Source organism: Microbulbifer maximicatervae (SeqCode), from assembly GCF_056232625.1.
In genome coordinates, this window is sequence record NZ_CP174324.1 from 1,206,546 (window position 1) to 1,222,909 (window position 16,364).

14 protein-coding genes are annotated in these 16,364 nt (G+C 49.7%); 7 read left to right on the top strand and 7 right to left on the bottom strand.

All coding sequences use genetic code 11. The features are described 5' to 3' along the window. Window positions 1–59: 59 nt before the first annotated feature. From ACJJI6_RS05275 to ectA, 6 genes are all read right to left on the bottom strand, one after another. Complete coding sequence (locus ACJJI6_RS05275; RefSeq protein WP_475712715.1) at window positions 60–1,277, bottom strand: BCCT family transporter; 1,218 nt, start codon at window positions 1,275–1,277, stop codon at window positions 60–62. A gap of 123 nt (window positions 1,278–1,400) precedes the next feature. Then, on the bottom strand, window positions 1,401–3,074 hold the full coding sequence (gene betA, locus ACJJI6_RS05280) for a choline dehydrogenase (protein ID WP_445354255.1): 1,674 nt from the start codon (window positions 3,072–3,074) through the stop codon (window positions 1,401–1,403). Between the two features lie 12 nt (window positions 3,075–3,086). Next, the gene (betB, locus tag ACJJI6_RS05285; RefSeq protein WP_475712716.1) at window positions 3,087–4,550 is read right to left on the bottom strand and encodes a betaine-aldehyde dehydrogenase; all 1,464 of its coding nucleotides are present in this window, start codon (window positions 4,548–4,550) and stop codon (window positions 3,087–3,089) included. 477 nt (window positions 4,551–5,027) lie between these two features. After that, complete coding sequence (locus ACJJI6_RS05290; RefSeq protein ID WP_475712717.1) at window positions 5,028–5,951, bottom strand: TPR end-of-group domain-containing protein; 924 nt, start codon at window positions 5,949–5,951, stop codon at window positions 5,028–5,030. After that, window positions 5,936–7,366 (bottom strand): aspartate kinase, encoded by a 1,431-nt coding sequence (locus ACJJI6_RS05295; protein WP_475712718.1) that lies wholly within the window; start codon window positions 7,364–7,366, stop codon window positions 5,936–5,938. Before ACJJI6_RS05295 ends, ACJJI6_RS05290 begins: the two co-directional genes overlap by 16 nt. A 418-nt stretch (window positions 7,367–7,784) precedes the next feature. After that, window positions 7,785–8,282 carry a diaminobutyrate acetyltransferase gene (ectA, locus tag ACJJI6_RS05300; protein WP_475712719.1) on the bottom strand — a complete coding sequence of 166 codons (498 nt, stop codon included), beginning with the start codon at window positions 8,280–8,282 and terminating at the stop codon, window positions 7,785–7,787. A 436-nt stretch (window positions 8,283–8,718) separates the two neighbouring features. On the opposite strand from ectA, the gene ACJJI6_RS05305 reads away from it, so the two are divergent. From ACJJI6_RS05305 to ACJJI6_RS05335, 7 genes are all read left to right on the top strand, one after another. Further along, complete coding sequence (locus tag ACJJI6_RS05305) at window positions 8,719–9,270, top strand: MarR family winged helix-turn-helix transcriptional regulator (RefSeq protein ID WP_475712720.1); 552 nt, start codon at window positions 8,719–8,721, stop codon at window positions 9,268–9,270. Between the two features lie 155 nt (window positions 9,271–9,425). Further along, window positions 9,426–10,490: an FAD-dependent oxidoreductase gene (locus ACJJI6_RS05310; protein ID WP_475712721.1), complete on the top strand. Its 1,065-nt coding sequence runs from the start codon at window positions 9,426–9,428 to the stop codon at window positions 10,488–10,490. Between the two features lie 210 nt (window positions 10,491–10,700). Continuing rightward, window positions 10,701–10,910 carry a cold-shock protein gene (locus tag ACJJI6_RS05315; protein WP_108733254.1) on the top strand — a complete coding sequence of 70 codons (210 nt, stop codon included), beginning with the start codon at window positions 10,701–10,703 and terminating at the stop codon, window positions 10,908–10,910. Between the two features lie 249 nt (window positions 10,911–11,159). After that, entirely contained in the window at window positions 11,160–12,188 is a 1,029-nt protein-coding gene (locus ACJJI6_RS05320; RefSeq protein ID WP_475712722.1) for a serine hydrolase domain-containing protein, read from the top strand. 183 nt (window positions 12,189–12,371) lie between these two features. After that, complete coding sequence (locus tag ACJJI6_RS05325; protein ID WP_444927794.1) at window positions 12,372–13,085, top strand: response regulator transcription factor; 714 nt, start codon at window positions 12,372–12,374, stop codon at window positions 13,083–13,085. Further along, the gene (locus ACJJI6_RS05330) at window positions 13,072–14,325 is read left to right on the top strand and encodes a sensor histidine kinase (RefSeq protein ID WP_475712723.1); all 1,254 of its coding nucleotides are present in this window, start codon (window positions 13,072–13,074) and stop codon (window positions 14,323–14,325) included. Before ACJJI6_RS05325 ends, ACJJI6_RS05330 begins: the two co-directional genes overlap by 14 nt. Window positions 14,326–14,411: 86 nt before the next feature. Next, window positions 14,412–15,221 (top strand): MipA/OmpV family protein, encoded by an 810-nt coding sequence (locus ACJJI6_RS05335; protein ID WP_475712724.1) that lies wholly within the window; start codon window positions 14,412–14,414, stop codon window positions 15,219–15,221. Between the two features lie 148 nt (window positions 15,222–15,369). Here ACJJI6_RS05335 and ACJJI6_RS05340 read toward each other — a convergent pair whose 3' ends face one another. Further along, the gene (locus ACJJI6_RS05340) at window positions 15,370–16,293 is read right to left on the bottom strand and encodes a LysR family transcriptional regulator (protein WP_444913055.1); all 924 of its coding nucleotides are present in this window, start codon (window positions 16,291–16,293) and stop codon (window positions 15,370–15,372) included. Window positions 16,294–16,364 lie beyond the last annotated feature (71 nt).

Consider the following 16,364-nt stretch of genomic DNA (forward strand, 5'->3'; position numbering starts at 1 on the left):
CAATTACCACTTATTTATTTTTTGTAGCCCCCGCCAAACTAGGCGGGGGATTTCAACAGTTAGCTCGCCAGTTCGATCTTGTTAAAGTCGATCTTGTTTTCTTTAGGCGAGGAATCGATAGTTGCTACCGCCCTGAAGCGCTTCACCAGGATGTAACCCAGGCAGCAGAAGAAAATGCCAATTACCAGGGCGCCGATCCACTGGATTTGCAGGAAGTTGAGCTTGAACAACAGGGTGAGCAGGCTCATCGCAACCAGGTTCAGCACGAAGTATTTCCACTTGCCCAGACGCGCAACGGTCATACCCAGGTTGTCGGTGTACAGGCGAATCAAGGAGTCCAGTGAATTGATCACGAAGGTAATACCCACAATCACCATGGCCAGGTTGTAGAAGCCACTGGTATCCAGGCCTTGGCTGGAGTAGTAGTAGAGCACGGTGAACCAGAGCGCGATGGGGATGGATGGGAAGATCAGCATCGCCGCCAGTACTTGGTAAGTGCGCAGGCCGCCCACAAAGCGGGAGGTAAACTGGCCAATCATAATGCTCCAGGCAAACCACCAGAACAGGTAGAACTCGTGGTAGTCATTTAATGGCAGTGCGAACTGGTGGATATTGCCGAAGTAACCGCCGAGCAGTGCAAAGGTGGAAGCAAAGTCTCCAACGCTGCCGTTCTCACCGGTAAAGGCGCCTACCCACATTACCGCGATCAGGCCAATAAACATCCAGGTAGTCGCCAGGCTGAGGAAGCGTACATAGCGCAGGCTGGTGGATGAGTAGACCGCAGCGGCGATCACTGCAAAGACGATCAGGTAGAAGGTGCCAACAATAGTTTCACCATCGCCAACTTGCGGCAGGTACCAGGGCAGGTTGCTGAGCAGCAAGTAGGCGGTAAAGGCACAGGTTCCGATAATCACTACATTGTTGATTAGTTTTACTAGGCCTATCTCAAAGAATTTAACTTTGGGTTCGATAATGCAGAAGTAAAAGCAGGTGAGGAAGTAGAAGCCCCAGATCAGGAAGGCCCAAAAACCAAACTCAATCGCGAGCGCGTTGGTGAAGCCGTATTCTGGGTTTGCGGTTAGGTCTGCGTAGCCACCGAACTCGGTGAGGGGGAACATGATAAGGCCTACATCGAGGCCGGAGGTGAAAAGGATCGCTATAAAAGTGAAGGTTTTAACCGGGGTCACCCCGACCATCTTCACATTTCCCCATTTAATCAGCGAGAAAATTATTGCCGTGAAGGTAAACAATAATCCCGCAGAAAGCCAAGCTGTCATGCTGAGTCTCCAGCTAGTTATTGGTATGCCGGCGCCCCCAGAGGGCATTGCTGTGCGAGATTTGAGTATCCCCGTCGCATTTGAAGGGGGCAGTCAAATCTCTGCCAGAGCGCCGACGTAAATTCAGCTCACTGAGCGCGCAGGGCGGCCAGGTCGCTGAGTGCTGGTAGCTTTGGTCGCTACCGATGCCTCGGAGGGCGCCAATACAGGGCGCCCTAAAATCAGGTCAGCAGCCCGCTCCGCCACCATAATGGTGGGCGCATTCAGGTTGCCGTTGGGAATGGTTGGGAAGATGGAGGAATCTACAACTCTTAAACCCTGCAAACCGTGTACGCGGGTTTCCGGGTCTACCACTGCCATTACATCAGTGCCCATCTTGCAGGAGCAGGACGGGTGGTAAGCACTCTCGACGGATTCCCGTACGAAAGCGTCAATTTGTTCATCAGTCTGGATATCGGTGCCAGGCTGGATTTCATCGCCCCGGTACTCGTCGAAAGCCGGCTGATTGATAATCTCTCGAGTCAGTCGTACACAAGCGCGGAAACCCTCAACATCCTCTTTCTCCTGTAAATAATTAAACAGGATGGAAGGGGATTGCTTGGGATCACTGCTCACCACTTTGACCCTGCCGCGACTCTTGGGCTTGTTGTGCCCGATATGCACCTGGAAGCCGTGGCCGTCGAAAGCTTCGCGGCCGTCATAGCGCATGGCTGCCGGCAGGAAGTGATATTGCAGGTCCGGCCACTCCACATTTTCTTTGGAGCGAATAAAACCGCAGGACTCGAAATGGTTGGTGGCTCCGAGGCCATCCTTCTTCAGTATCCAGCGGGCGCCGATCAGGAATTTATTCCAGGGGTCGAGCTTGCCATTCAGGGAAATCGGCTGGTTGCAGCGGAACTGGAAATAGAACTCCAGATGATCCTGCAAGTTTTGGCCGACGCCGGGGAGTTCGTGTTGGAGTTCGATACCGGCTTCTGCCAGTGTGTCGGGATCTCCGATTCCGGAGAGCTGAAGAAGGTGAGGGGAGCCGATGGGACCTGCGCTGAGGATGACTTCCTGCCGCGCCTTGAACTCCAAGATCTTTCCCTTGCGTTCAAGTTTGATTCCGACTGCCCGTTTACCTTCCAGAATCACCTTATGTACAGTGGCGTGGGTCAATACCGTCAAATTGGGGCGCTGCATTGCCGGTTTCAGGTAGGCGTTGGCGGTAGACCAACGCTTTCCATCTTTTACCGTCATATGCATGGGGCCAAAGCCCTCTTGCTGCTCACCGTTGTAATCTGCGGTGTAGTCGTAGCCAGCTTCTTTACCGGCTTCGATAAAGGCTCCATAAAGGGGGTTGGCCATCTCATTGCCGTTATTGACCCCCAGAGGACCTTCGTCGCCACGGTAATCGTCACCGCCGAAAGCCCAGGTCTCAGAGCGTTTGAAGTAGGGCAGACAGTGCGCATAGTCCCAGCCTTCGGCGCCGTGCTGTGCCCACTCATCAAAGTCTTTGGCGTGCCCGCGCACGTAAACCATCCCGTTAATCGAGGATGAACCCCCGAGCACCTTGCCTCTGGGGCAATGCATGCTGCGGTTGTCCAAGTACGGCTCTGGTTCAGTCATAAACTGCCAGGCGTACTTGTCGGTATTCATGGGAATAGATAGTGCGGTGGGCATCTGGATAAAGATGCTGCGATCACTACCTCCTGTCTCTACCAGGAGGACTTTTTTATCTTCCTGGGCAGACAGGCGGTTGGCCAGAACGCAACCGGCAGAGCCGGCGCCGACAATGATGTAGTCAAACTCACTCATACAGGGTACCGCTTAAAATGGACTTTCCAGTGGTGCCAGGCCCACATACACCGCTTTTAGCTGGGTGTAGTGGTTCAGGGTCGCAAGTCCATTTTCGCGTCCGATTCCGGATAACTTGTATCCGCCTACCGGCATTTCTGCCGGGGAAGCGCCGTAGGCATTAATCCAGCAGATACCCGCTTGCATTTGGTGGATAACACGGTGGGCGCGAGTGATATCACGGGTAAATACGCCGGCGGCGAGGCCCAAACGGGTATCGTTAGCGCGGCGGATCACCTCGTCCTCGTCATCAAAGACCAGTACCGACATTACCGGGCCGAAGATCTCTTCGCGGCAAATGGTCATATCGTCATGACAGTCGGTGAATACAGTGGGAGCAACGAAGTAACCGTTAGGTGAATTCTCAGGTGAGAGGGTGTGGCCGCCGCAGAACAGGGTCGCGCCTTCCTCTTTACCCTTGCTGATGTAGTCCATCACCAGTTGCTGGTGCTTGGCAGAAATCAGGGCGCCGAAGTTGGTGTCCGGATTCATCGGATCACCGGCAATAATATTTTGCTCAACACGCTCCTTCAGGCGAGCAAGGAACTGATCGTGGATGCTGCGGTGTACAAATACCCGGGTACCGTTGGTGCAGATTTCACCCTGGGTGTAGAAGTTGCCCAGCATGGCAGCAGAAACGGCTTGCTCCAGGTCGGCATCATCAAAGATCACCAGCGGGGACTTGCCTCCCAGCTCCATGGTGACTTCTTTCAGGTTGGAAGCCGCTGCGGCCATCACTTTCTTGCCGGTACCCACTTCGCCGGTAAAGGAAACCTTGGCGATATCCGGGTGGCTAGTCAGCCAGGCACCCACGGCGCCATCACCCTGGATTACGTTGAAAACACCCGGGGGCATGCCCGCTTCAATAAAGATTTCAGCCAACTTCAAAGCACCTTTGGGGGTCTCTTCGGAAGGTTTGAAGATCATGGCGTTACCGCAGGCCAGGGCCGGGGCGGCTTTCCAGCAAGCGATTTGTAAGGGGTAGTTCCAGGCACCGATTCCGGCGCAGATGCCCAGGGGCTCGCGGCGGGTGTAGTAGAAGTCCTCACCGACTTGCTGCTGATTGCCTTCAATGCCTGCAGCCAGGCCGGCAAAGAATTCGATGGAATCGGCCCCAGTCACCACGTCGACAACACTGGCTTCCTGCCAGGGCTTGCCGGTATCAGTCACTTCGATAGCTGCCAGTTCGTCGTTGCGCTCGCGCAACAGTGCTACTGCTTTCAGCAGGATGCGGCTGCGTTCTACCGGCATCATCGCTGACCACTGGGCAAAACCGCGCTTGGCGCTCTCGATGGTTTCTGCGAGTACCTTCTCGTCGGCAACCTCAACCTGGTAGCTGACCTCGTTGGTCGCCGGGTTATATACATCAAAGCACTCGCCGCTCTCATTCGACAGGTAGCGGCCGTCTACAAAATTCCGTTGTTTGTCCAGTGACATCTGTCTCTCCATACTGCTTTAACAGAGGGTCAGTCGGTTGTTCGTTGGCGATGGACTTGAAGGGCGCAATGGGCCGATCGTGAAGGTCCAGTCATCATAAAAAAGGGCCGGTCTGACGAAGACATTTGTCCCTAATCGTCAGATTCCAGCCCGGTCTCGATAGTCGTTTATCGAGCGATATGACACAAAATGTAACATATTTTTAATTTGAACTCTAATTGTTAGCACTCAATGCAACAAAAGCGGCAGGTTCGTAGGGGATTTATTTCCCGGCGGATACAGCGTAAAACCGATTTCTAGAGGGGTAGGTTAGGCTCGAATTGGGCCAAAAATCTCATTTGAACTCTATAAAAAGGGCTGTTTAAAAATCATACAAAAGGTTGGGCCTGCAACTCATAAGACTATCCAGAGGGAGGGTAAAGCCAGGTCGTTAACCGGCTTGGGGATTTAATATGGCCTGCTTGTAAGCGGCCTGTTTTATGAGCCCTTGCCACTGTTCTGAGGGAAGGGGGTATTTGCGATAACCTGGTCCAGATCCTTAAAGACTTTGCTCTCAGCTAAGGGTTGCAGAGCGCTATCACTGATGATTTCTTCTCGATAGCTCTCCCGCCGCTGAATTGCCTCAGCCAGATAGCGCAATGCTTCATCAAATTGCCCCATGGTGGTATGGGCACAAGCCAACTGATAAAAGGCGTGGCTGTTATCCGGGTCGATACCCAAGGCCTGATGGCAAAGGTTCGCGGCCCACTGGGGCTCATCCAGTTCCAATACCGCATCAGCCTTATAGGTAAGCGCCTCTACATCTTCGTGGCGAAGGCGCAATATCTCATCATAGATCGCTATTTTGTTGGCAATAGAGGATTCCTGTTGCGCTCGTAACCAAAGGGACTGAACCTCCTGGGTTAGCTCGATTTCCTCGCGGTTTTCTTCGATATGTTGGGTTTTCTGCTGGAGCTGCTTTTCTATAACTTCCAGGCGCTTCTCGTACTCTTGGACCAGTTTGGATATTTCTTCATCGGCCAGGGAGTGCACGCGCTCCTTAATATCCTGGAACGATCGCCAGCCCACCAATACCAGAATCGAAGTGGCTGCGGCTATCAGGTAAAAGAAGTAGGTCACCGTATCGGTGGCATAGGCCACTGCGCGATCAACAGAGTTGTGCTCCCGATCGACGATTTGCTGTATTAACTCCTGCTTGGCTTTAGCCTGATCAATACGCAATTGCTTGATTTCATCGAGCACATAGCGCTCGACAAAGGGGGTGTATAGGGGTTTCTGGAGGGTATCTACTTCGCTTTGCACACTTTCCTGATCCTGCTTCTTTTCTCCTGCCTCCTGTGCAGCAGATATAACTGAAATAAATACCAGGAGCAGGGCACCCGCACTCAAGAGGCGAGGCATATTGCCGTCCCGTGATCATAAATTTCAACCAGGGCCTCATGCAGGGTTCGAACGGCTGTGTCATAGTCCAGCTCATTAACAATGAACTGCATATCCACATGGCGCAGAGACTGATGCATAGCCAGCACTTGAATGTTGTTAGTGGACATCGACTGCACTGCCTTGGCAAGTACGCCGGGGATTTGCATATCACTACCGATGGCGGAGACGATCGCAACCTTGCGTTGATTCAATTCTGCCTCGGGAAAGCGCTCTTCTAATGCCGACTGAATCCGTTTGATAGTTTTCAAATTGGTGGAGAGAAAGTGAGTAAGGGTGTTGGCATTGGTATCTTTGGAAATAATGTGGGCCTTAAAGCGCTTGATAACCAGTAGCACCTCGCGATCATAATCGTGAATGGTTCCAGCCATATCCTGATCAAATAACTCCAGGGCATAGACACCTTTGCAGCCCGCAATGATCTCCACCCTTGGGGAGTCGCTCACATAATCACCCGTGATCAGGGTGCCGGCGTGTTCGGGTTCAAAGGTGTTTTTTACTCTCAGGGGAATATTCTGTTGGCGCAGCCCCTTGGCCGCTTTTGGATGAATTGCTTCCACCCCGAGGTTGGCTAACTGATCTGCAACATCGTAATTGGTTCGGCCGATCGGTACCGCGTTTTCCTTTCCCACCAAGTGGGGATCAGCGCTGCTCAGGTGAAACTCTTTGTGAATTACCGCTTCCTTTGCACCGGTAAGGACCGCGAGGCGGCTGAAAGTCATTTCACTATAGCCGCGATCAAATGAAGTCAGCAGTCCCTTGTCGCTGTGGGCATAACCGGTCACGACGGGAAGCTGCTTGCTTAAGTCGATATTGGAGAAGGCATCGCGAATGCGCTCATCCAAAGGGATGTGCCTATTAGTTCGCCAGCCGGTGAGGTCCACAAAGCAGGCATTAACACCATCCCGCTGGAGTAATTTTGCGGTATTCCATGCACTGTGGGCCTCGCCCAGGCTGGCTAACATTTCCCTTACGGTGGCCAAATGGGCATCGAGGGAAAAATGGCCGTGCTGGCAGAGACTTTGCAGATCTCGCAAACATTTATTGGCGCTCTCCAGCCGCTCGTCCAGAAATGCGTTGGCTTCAGCCAGGAGATCTCCTCGCTCAAACAGGCGGCTATTGATTTGCAGTAGCGCTTCACGAAGCTCGGCGAATTTAGTCAGCCAGCTATCATCTTCAATACTGCTGGAAAAGAGAGCATAAATCCCCGGCTGACCACTCTTTTTTTGCTCGAGAAGTAGATCGGTGATACCCCCGTAGGCGGAGACTACAAAAACACGGTTGTAGAGCCCCTTGGAGCTACCTTTAATAATATTATCCCTGACTGACTCGTAGTCCGTCATGGAGGTGCCGCCAATCTTTTCTATCGTATGCATCGTCTCTAACAGATCCTTTCTCTTGCTTGAAAAAAGAGTGGGAGAATCAAATTAAATTCAGGCCGGGAGATCGAGGTCGATTACTTGCTGCGAGAGAAACCGGGCAGTGGCTCATCACAAAACCGTCCCAGCACCCCTGTATCGAGTGGGGGTGCATAGCTTCCGCGTCGGGATTTGAAAGTGCGACTGCAATTGAGAATCGGGGTGGAGAGTCTCTGGCATTGGGGGCTGTCTGGTCATCGATACTTCTAACTTACGACCTGCGTAGTCGATCTATCTGAGTGAAAATAAGGAGCCGTGCAGAGGTGCCTTAAGTCTAGCAGGTCCTCAACTTTTGCCAGGGTTTTACCGTCGTTAGATCTGGGTTACTCAGGTCCTTCGCCCAGGAGGCTTCTCCCTCCCCATGAAGAATAAATGTTTATTGGGCTATGGGCCCGATACGAACAAGTGTTTTAGAGGGGTGCACCCCATCGAAATGTTTCAGTGAATCCATCCAGGGTGAAGAGTCAAGGTCGGCAGCTAACTTTTCTGCGGTGCTATGGAAAAGTGCCCAGCTGGGTAGGTTGTGCTCGGTTATTGTGGTTTCAATAAACTTCACCGACTTGCAATGGGGGCGTCCAATAATGTTGCTGAGCATTTGAGAGGCAAGCCCTAGGTTTCGGGATTGTTCAGCCACCGCAACTTGCCAAATGAACAATGTGTCTGGGCGGTCGGGGATTATGTATCCAGAGGTAAACCCCAAAGTCTCTCCACCAGCTTCTGCAATTACCGAGGTGTTGGCAAAGTGGCCGCATTGGAGCAGGCTGCAATAGTTGGAATCTGTATCCAGAGGTGGGCAGTTGGCGATTAATCGATGGGCTGCAATACCGTCTTCAAGGGATGGGATTCGCAATGAAATACTCTCTGAACTAGACAAAAAACCTCCGTAACCGGCAACCAATTATTTTAGCTCTAAACACTTTAACGGTTAAAATAAGCTCACTGCGGTGAAAATTAACCCAAATTAAGTGATTTTGTACCGGTTTTATTGTGAATTTGTATTGAGGGCTAAGCATCGTACAGCAGTAAAGTGTAAAGTCCAGCCCACGCCTTATGCATAATACAACCTAATTTTTGGTGACTTATTGGGATGACTCACCTATTGAAGCCATAAAATATTCCTTTGAGATCGAAAGTAAAGCTTTGGGATTAATTTGGAACTGCTTTTGGGCAGGGGGTATCCAGAGGGGGGTTACTTGAACAGCGTGCGCTTTAGCGGCGTACTCTGCCTTTAAATTAGAAGGGCTTAGCGATTAAAGTCTCCAGCGATATAATTGACACAATCACCCAGATTTCGAGATTAAGAGGTAGCTTTGAACAGTATCGAACAAGTGCTAGTGGCCTTGCGACGAGTAATAAGAGCCACAGATTTGCACTCCAAGCATCTGGCAAAAACCACCGGTCTAACCGCCCCCCAGGTGCTATTGCTACAAGCTATTCGCAACAAGGGTGAAGTGACGATCGGCGAACTGGCCAACGAGGTCAGCCTGAGTCAGGCAACCGTGACCAATATTCTTGACCGCCTGGAGAAGAGAGGTTTGGTTTATCGCCAGCGTTCCCAGGCGGATAAGCGCAAAGTGCATGCATATCTTACTGAAGAGGCCGCTGAGACTTTGCGCGATGCCCCCATACCGCTCCAGGACCAGTTTGCTCGTCAGTTTGGCGATTTGAAAGACTGGGAGCAGAGCATGATTATTGCTTCACTACAGCGCGTGGCCCAAATGATGGACGCTCAACATATCGATGCCTCACCAGTATTGGATATCGGTGTTCTGGATCGCCAGGGTGCTTCGATGGATAAGCCCGCAGCGGCCCTGGGCTACAGTGACATTCCCGACTCCTCCGACAGAGATAAAAGTATTTAAGTAGGGATACCACAGAAGAGGGGCTGAGCACATTTAGAGTGCATAACACCCCTCTATAGCGGTAGAAATTTGTCTAAGCTTGCAGCACAAGCTCCCTGTAGCGATCGAGGCATTCTGTGTCGACCGGTTGAGCTTTCAGGCTACAAGTTGTATCGATGGATATCCTGGTAATTGGTGCCGGTCCGACCGGATTGACTGCTGCAGTCGCCCTCACTTCCTTGGGGCTGAGGTGCCGTATTGTTGAGCGCAAAGATAGCCCTTCCGAACTCTCCCGCGCTGTTGGCATTATGCCGGCCACCATTGATGCCCTTCGGGAGCTGGGAACCGCAGATCCCTTTCTTGCAGAGGCGATGCCTCTGAGGAAAATGCACATATTGCGCGATGAGAGAACCCTGGTTTATATCGACAACAGCGGAAATGAGTTTCGCGATAGGGTTCCTCTCGGGTTGCCGCAAAACCGGACTGAGGGAATCCTCAGGGATACTCTTGCCGAGAGGGGCGTCGAAGTTGAGTACGGGGTCTCAGTCACTAACATCACAACCACCCCAGACAAGGCGGCCGTCAATTTCTCAGACAATACCAGCGCCTCTTTTGACTGGGTGATTGCCGCAGACGGTATACAGTCCGCCGTGCGACAACAGCTGAAAATACAGTACCCGGGTATTGATCTGCCCAATAAGTGGTCAATTGCGGATGTGGATTTGAGAGGAAACTTCGATCCGGAAGAGATTGCCCTGGACCTGTACGGCGGGGAAGGTGAGTTCACCTTGGTACTCCCTATCGAGTGGCGCCGCGCTCGCATCGCATCATCAACCGAAGATGCCCTGGCAACCCTCAGGCTGCCGATAGAAATCGCCAACATCCGAAGGACAGCGGCCTTTAAAATCTCCATCCGACAGGCAGAAACTTACCGAAAGCACCGGGTGTTGTTGGCTGGAGACGCAGCCCATTGCCACTCTCCAGTGGGAGGGAAGGGGATGAATCTGGGTATGGCCGATGCCATAGCCGCAGCCTCTGCTATCGCTAACGGTGCGGTCGATAGCTACTCTACCTCCCGGCATGAGGCAGGGGAGTCCGTGGTTAAGAAAACAGAGCTGGCGAGAAAGCTGATCTCCTCGAGCAATCCTTTGGCAAAATCGGCATTGTGGCTATCGGCCCACTGCATCGCCTCAGTGCCTCCGGTTCATCGCGCCTTTATGCGGCAGTGGACGGCAGTCTGAGTACCAATGTCGGGAGTAGATTTAGGCAAAAGTGGACATAGGTGACAGGCTAGTGCTACTATTCGTCCGCCGGTTTAAAAGCCATTTTTTATTGCAGTTTACCTCGTAGTTTTAGTCATAATCCTTCGTTCGGTCTCGTTTAAAATAATACTTTTTGCCCGCACAACTCCATTCAATTGGAGCGCAATTGTTCAATCAAGGATATCTATTATGTCTAATACAGTTACTGGTACCGTTAAGTGGTTTGACGAAGGGAAAGGTTTTGGCTTCATCGCCCAGGAATCCGGTCCCGACGTTTTTGCTCACTTCAGCGCAATTTCCGGTGGCGGTTTTAAAACCTTGGCCGAAGGCCAGAAGGTAGAGTTTACCGTGACTCAGGGCGCTAAAGGCCCACAAGCAGAAAACATTGTCTGCCTGTAAACTTTAGGCTTCGCCCCCAATAAGGGGCGAGACCGTTCACTTCCCCAGCCAGACATGTGCTGGGGAGGTACCTCTCCTGTTATATGCCCCCTCTCTTTTTTGTAGTGACGGCCAGCTCTTTAGGTCTATCACGCACTGTCGATCTAGTAACCCCCAAAAATTGACTAGCTTTTGTCAAAGACTTAGGGTATTTCTCGCCCCATGGCCCGGAGCCGATTACAGCTCATCTACAGTTTCACGGATATAAGAATGAAAGCAGTTTGTCTTGCGGTTTTGTTAATCGCTTCTTTCGGTGCACTCTCTCCACAAGTCTACAGTCATCCATCCCACTCGGATTACACTAGCGCTGAAAGTTTGCTTGAATCTGAAGGTTTTATAGGGTCATTTCTCGTCAAGCGTGATGGCACCGATATTTTGAGAAAAGGGTTCGGCTTTGCCAATGTAGCCCAAAAGATACCTAACCGAATTGATACTCAGTATCGAATTGGCTCTCTCTCCAAGACCCTGACGGCATTAGTGGTTGTACAGCTAAAAAACACTGGAAAAATTCCCAGCTACGACATGCCTGTTTCACATTTTGTGAAGGACTACCCAAGAGGAGATGAGATCACCCTTAGACACCTCCTCACTCATCGCTCAGGTATCCCGGAGTTTTTTTACGGAATTGACCACAATGAATCTTTTAGCCCTTTGGAATTGGTCAATCTGACTAAGTTTAAGCCTCTGGAGTTCGAGCCTGGTGAAAAATATAGCTATTCAAACTCTAACTATATTTTACTGGGGTACCTTATTGAGTTGATCTCCGGGTACACCTACACGCAGTACTTGTCCCAACATATCCTGGAGGGGCTAGGCTTGGATCATACAATATATGGCGAGAGTACAATCTCCCAAGCGAACCACGCTCAAGGCTATGCAACCGCTAACCAGGCTGAGCTGGCAAACTATATTGATATGTCGATTCCTTATTCTGCGGGGGCCTTGTCCAGTAACCTGGCAGACTTGGAAACCTGGTCCGAGTCCATTGCCACAGGCTCTTTGATTCCTGCCGCTGACAAAGAGGATGTTTTTGTCGAGAGGGGATATGGTTTTGGCTGGGTTACCTCCACAGTCGCTGGCAAAAAAGTGTATACGCAATCTGGCGGAATCTATGGCTTTAGCGCCCTAATCGTCATATTTCCTGAAGAAAACCATTTAATAATTGGGCTCACCAATATCGAGGGGCAGCAGCCAAAGCTTAAGCAGCTGGCAGCAACTATTGCCGAAAATGAGTTTTAACCAAAATTGTAATCCAGCAATCAAATAGCCTTTTGGGAAGAGGGGCTATAGATCTCGTATTTGTAGTCAGGCCTGCTCACAAGCAAGCTTTATGCGGGTGATTGAAATTTCATCACTTTTACACTTGTTTACTTACCGTTTACCCATTGAGCCTTATTATTCCAGGCTATCGAGAACTTTTGAGTGACTAGATCAATGGGGCCTGACTGCAAAACGCCATTATTGGTACTCTTAGCTGAAGACAATCACGCACTGGCGTCCAATATTATTGAGAGCCTCGAAGAGTACAATATTCGATGTGACTACGCTGACAATGGAATAATGGCCACTGAGCTGGCCTCAAAGCATGACTTCGATGTAATCGTACTTGATGTCATGATGCCGGGTAGAAGCGGTTTCGAGGTGAGTTCTAAGTTGCGCAATGAAGGAAGCTCGACACCAATATTGATGCTGACCGCGCTGGACCAATTGGACGATAAAATCACCGGTTTCCAATCTGGAGGGGACGACTATCTGGTTAAACCCTTCGAAATGCTTGAGCTGGTCGCGCGGATTCGGTCTCTATCAATAAAACGACGTGTTACCCAAACCCGTTATAAAGTTGAGGACCTGGAAGTTAATTTAGAGACCCATGAAGTCACCAGACAGGGAAAATCTATAAATCTGCCCCCAATCTGTTGGGAATTGCTCGTGTTTTTGATGCAACAGAGTCCAAAGCTGGTTACTAAAGAAAAAATTGAACAGCATTTATGGCAGTTTCTTTCCCCCGAATCCGACGTAATCAAAGTACATCTGTATCGGTTGCGGCAGGGAATTGATAAGGGGTTCAGTTTTCCACTACTGCACACGATCAGAGGGAAGGGTGTTATCTTGGGGAAGCGTGATGAAAGCCTTTGATCGCTCCATTCGCAGAAAATTTTTCTTTCATTATATTTGGATTCTTGCCGCAATTGTGGCATGCAGTGCAGTTGTCGTTGAGAAATCCAAAGTGAAAATGGTTAAGCACGCCTTAGGTGCGACACTGATATCTGTAGCTGAAAAACGTATCAATGAGGCTGGAGGGGTTGTTGATGACCCTTTTTTTGCCCAGTTACAAACATATGATGAGTACAGTTCACTGCCAGATACGGCAAGGCGTGTGTTAGAGGAAGCTGACGGCGAAGAAAAAAGGGTGCACTTTAGCAAAGACTTAATTGATGATCGCTACTATTTAGCCATTATGCCTTATGCTGAAAGCGCCCTTAAGACAACTTACTACGTGCTGGAAATAGAAGAAGCTGCAATACCCAGCAAGTACAAAAAGGTAGAAATTGAAGTTCTTATCGGTGTCTTACTAACCTTTACTTTAGCATTAAGTGTGCCTCTTATTCTTGCAAGACAAGTGATATCGCCATTAAAAGACCTGGAGAAATTTGCGCAGAACAGTAGGCATAAGTTGACTCCGATCCCGGAATCTTTAAAGCAAAGGAAGGATGAATTTGGTCGTGTAGGGCGAGTACTGCAAGAGTCGCTACAGCAGGTATGGAATCATCAAGAGCAGGAAAAGCAATTTCTACAGAATGCGAGCCATGAATTGAGAACCCCTTTGGCAACCATTGGCAGTGCCTTGCATGTGGTGAAGGTAAGGCAAAAAAAAGGTAAGCCAATCGATACTCAACTGGAGCAGATTGAGCGCTCCTATGAGCAGATGACCCAGCTAACACAGGCACTTCTACTGCTATCTCAAAGCAAGGTAAATCTGGAATCAAAAGAATTTGATTTCAGTAATATGCTTCAAACTCGAGTTGAGCAGCTCAAATACCTCTTGGGTCAGCGAGATGTACAAGTTCATCTCAATTCGGATAGTTCGGTCAACTTGAAGCAAGTACAAGTGCTATTGGATATCGCTATAACCAATCTGCTCAGAAATGCCTTTGAACATACCCTTGAGGGAAGTATTGATATTGATTTTGATGCAAATGGAATCCGGGTTCAGAACCCCATACTGCCGGAGCAGCAGGTGCATTTTGACAGGGGGGAAGGGCAGGGTTTTGGTTTAGGCCTTCATATCCTGAAGCAAGTGGCCGATCAGCAGCAATGGATCTTTTCTTACAACAAAAATGAACAATACTTAACCGTTAACCTGGCCTGGGCATGAGTTTATTTACCTGGCGTTTACCTTTATCGGCATAGAATCCACTCCAGAAATAACGGAACTTCAACCAGTTCAAATTGGGATTCAATATGTCTAGTTTGCGAGATCAAAACCATAAGAGTTCTCTGCCATTAACTTTGAGTATGTGCACCGCGCTGGTGGGTTCGGCATTATCCAGCCTAGCTTTTGCAGATGAAGTTACCCAGAAGCCGCCAAGGCAGGATGAGACGGCACTTTCTGTAGGTATTGGGACCTTTAGCGTTGAGTCAATCTACGTTGATGGAGAGGACCAAAACAACATATTTCCACTGATCTCAGCCCGCTACAAGCGCTTTTACTTTCAGGGTTTTGAGTTGGGTGCTGATCTGTACCACGACGATAAACTTCGAGTGAAGCTTGGTATTGGCGGCGACTTCGCTGGTGATAGAGACAGAGGGGACAGTGATAAGCTCAGCGATATGGAAGAGCTTGACCTGGCGATTCTTGCCAACTTATCTATGAACTATAAAAGCCCTGTGGGCCTTTGGAAGGTTGGCATCTCACAAGATATCAGTGATACCCACGACGGATACAGTCTATCGGCTGGATATAGTCTGCCTTACAAGCACCAAAAGTGGATCATCAAACCCGACTTCACTATTAGCTGGCAAAGTGATAGTGCGTTGGATTACTACTATGGCGTGGACCTAAATGAGGTAACCCAAGATAGGGCAGCGTATGAAGCAGATGCAGATATCATTACCCGGTTAGGTGTACAAGTGGGTTACAGCATTAGCCCAAACCTCATTCTTATGGGAGGCGTATATCAAACCTGGTATGGCGATGAGATTAGTAATAGCCCAATCGTGGACACTGATAGCTCTAGACGTACGTCATTAATGGTGAGTTATAAATTTTAACTCTTCTTACGGTATTTGATGAGTGTAGATTATTTAGGTTAGCCGGCTATTCAATACCAAGTAGAAGTTACAGGCCGAGGCAGGAGCCCCTGCCTGTAACCAAAACCTGTTTGCATTACAATGCACACGTCATAGCAAGAGGGCTTCTCTATTTAGCATCCCAATAGCAGGGACTACCGTATTTCTCCTTTAGGAAATCAATAACAACACGTACTTTGGGAGCCAGGTTATCCGTAGGTAAGTAGAGCGCATTAATAGTTTGGTTTTCTGCCGATGAAGATGCGCGGTAGTCAGTCAAAATAGGAACCAGCTTGCCCAACCGAATCTCTTCATTGATTAACCAAGTTGGGAACATAACAACCCCAGCTCCCCCTATAGCACTGGAAACCAGCGTTTCTGCATTATTGCTGTAAAGTGATCCCTTAACTTCATAGGGTGTCAAACCATCTTTACCGATAAACCAGCGCTGTAGCCCATTGGTTCCCTTAAATACCAAACAGTTGTGAGCAATTAACTGCTCTGGGGTTTCCGGAACCCCATTTGCTCTCAGATATTCCGGGCTGGCTGCCAATACAAAGTTATGATTGCCAAAGCGATTCATTTTCAAGCCTGAATCTTGGAGCGCTCCAATTCTGATAAGTAAGTCAATACCCTCCTTAGCAGGGTCAATAAAGCTATCTGTCTGCTGCATTTCGATCCTAAGCAGCGGATAAAGCTCTAACAAATCTGGAATATAAGGAGCAATATGAAGCCGCCCAAAAGCAACGGGGGCGCTGATTTTAACAACCCCCCGTGGTGTGTTGGCCCTTTGCTCAATTTGCCCGCAAACTAACTCATACTGACGAACAATATCGCTACAATACTTTGCAAAGGCCGTACCTTCATCCGTCAGTGATATTGCCCTGGTATGACGGTGCAGTAGTTTGGTTCCCACTTTCCCCTCTAGCTGAGCCATTTTTCGCGATACAGAGGACGGTGTCATTCCCTGCTGCCTGGAAACCTCAGAGTAGTTACCCAATTGGGCCGTCATTAAGAACAGTTTTAACTCTAATATTGATATATCGTAATTCATTAGCTAGCGGTCGATAGTGGGTAACTGTTGAGTGATGTTATGGCCCCTCTGAGTAGTGCTTTACTCCTGTA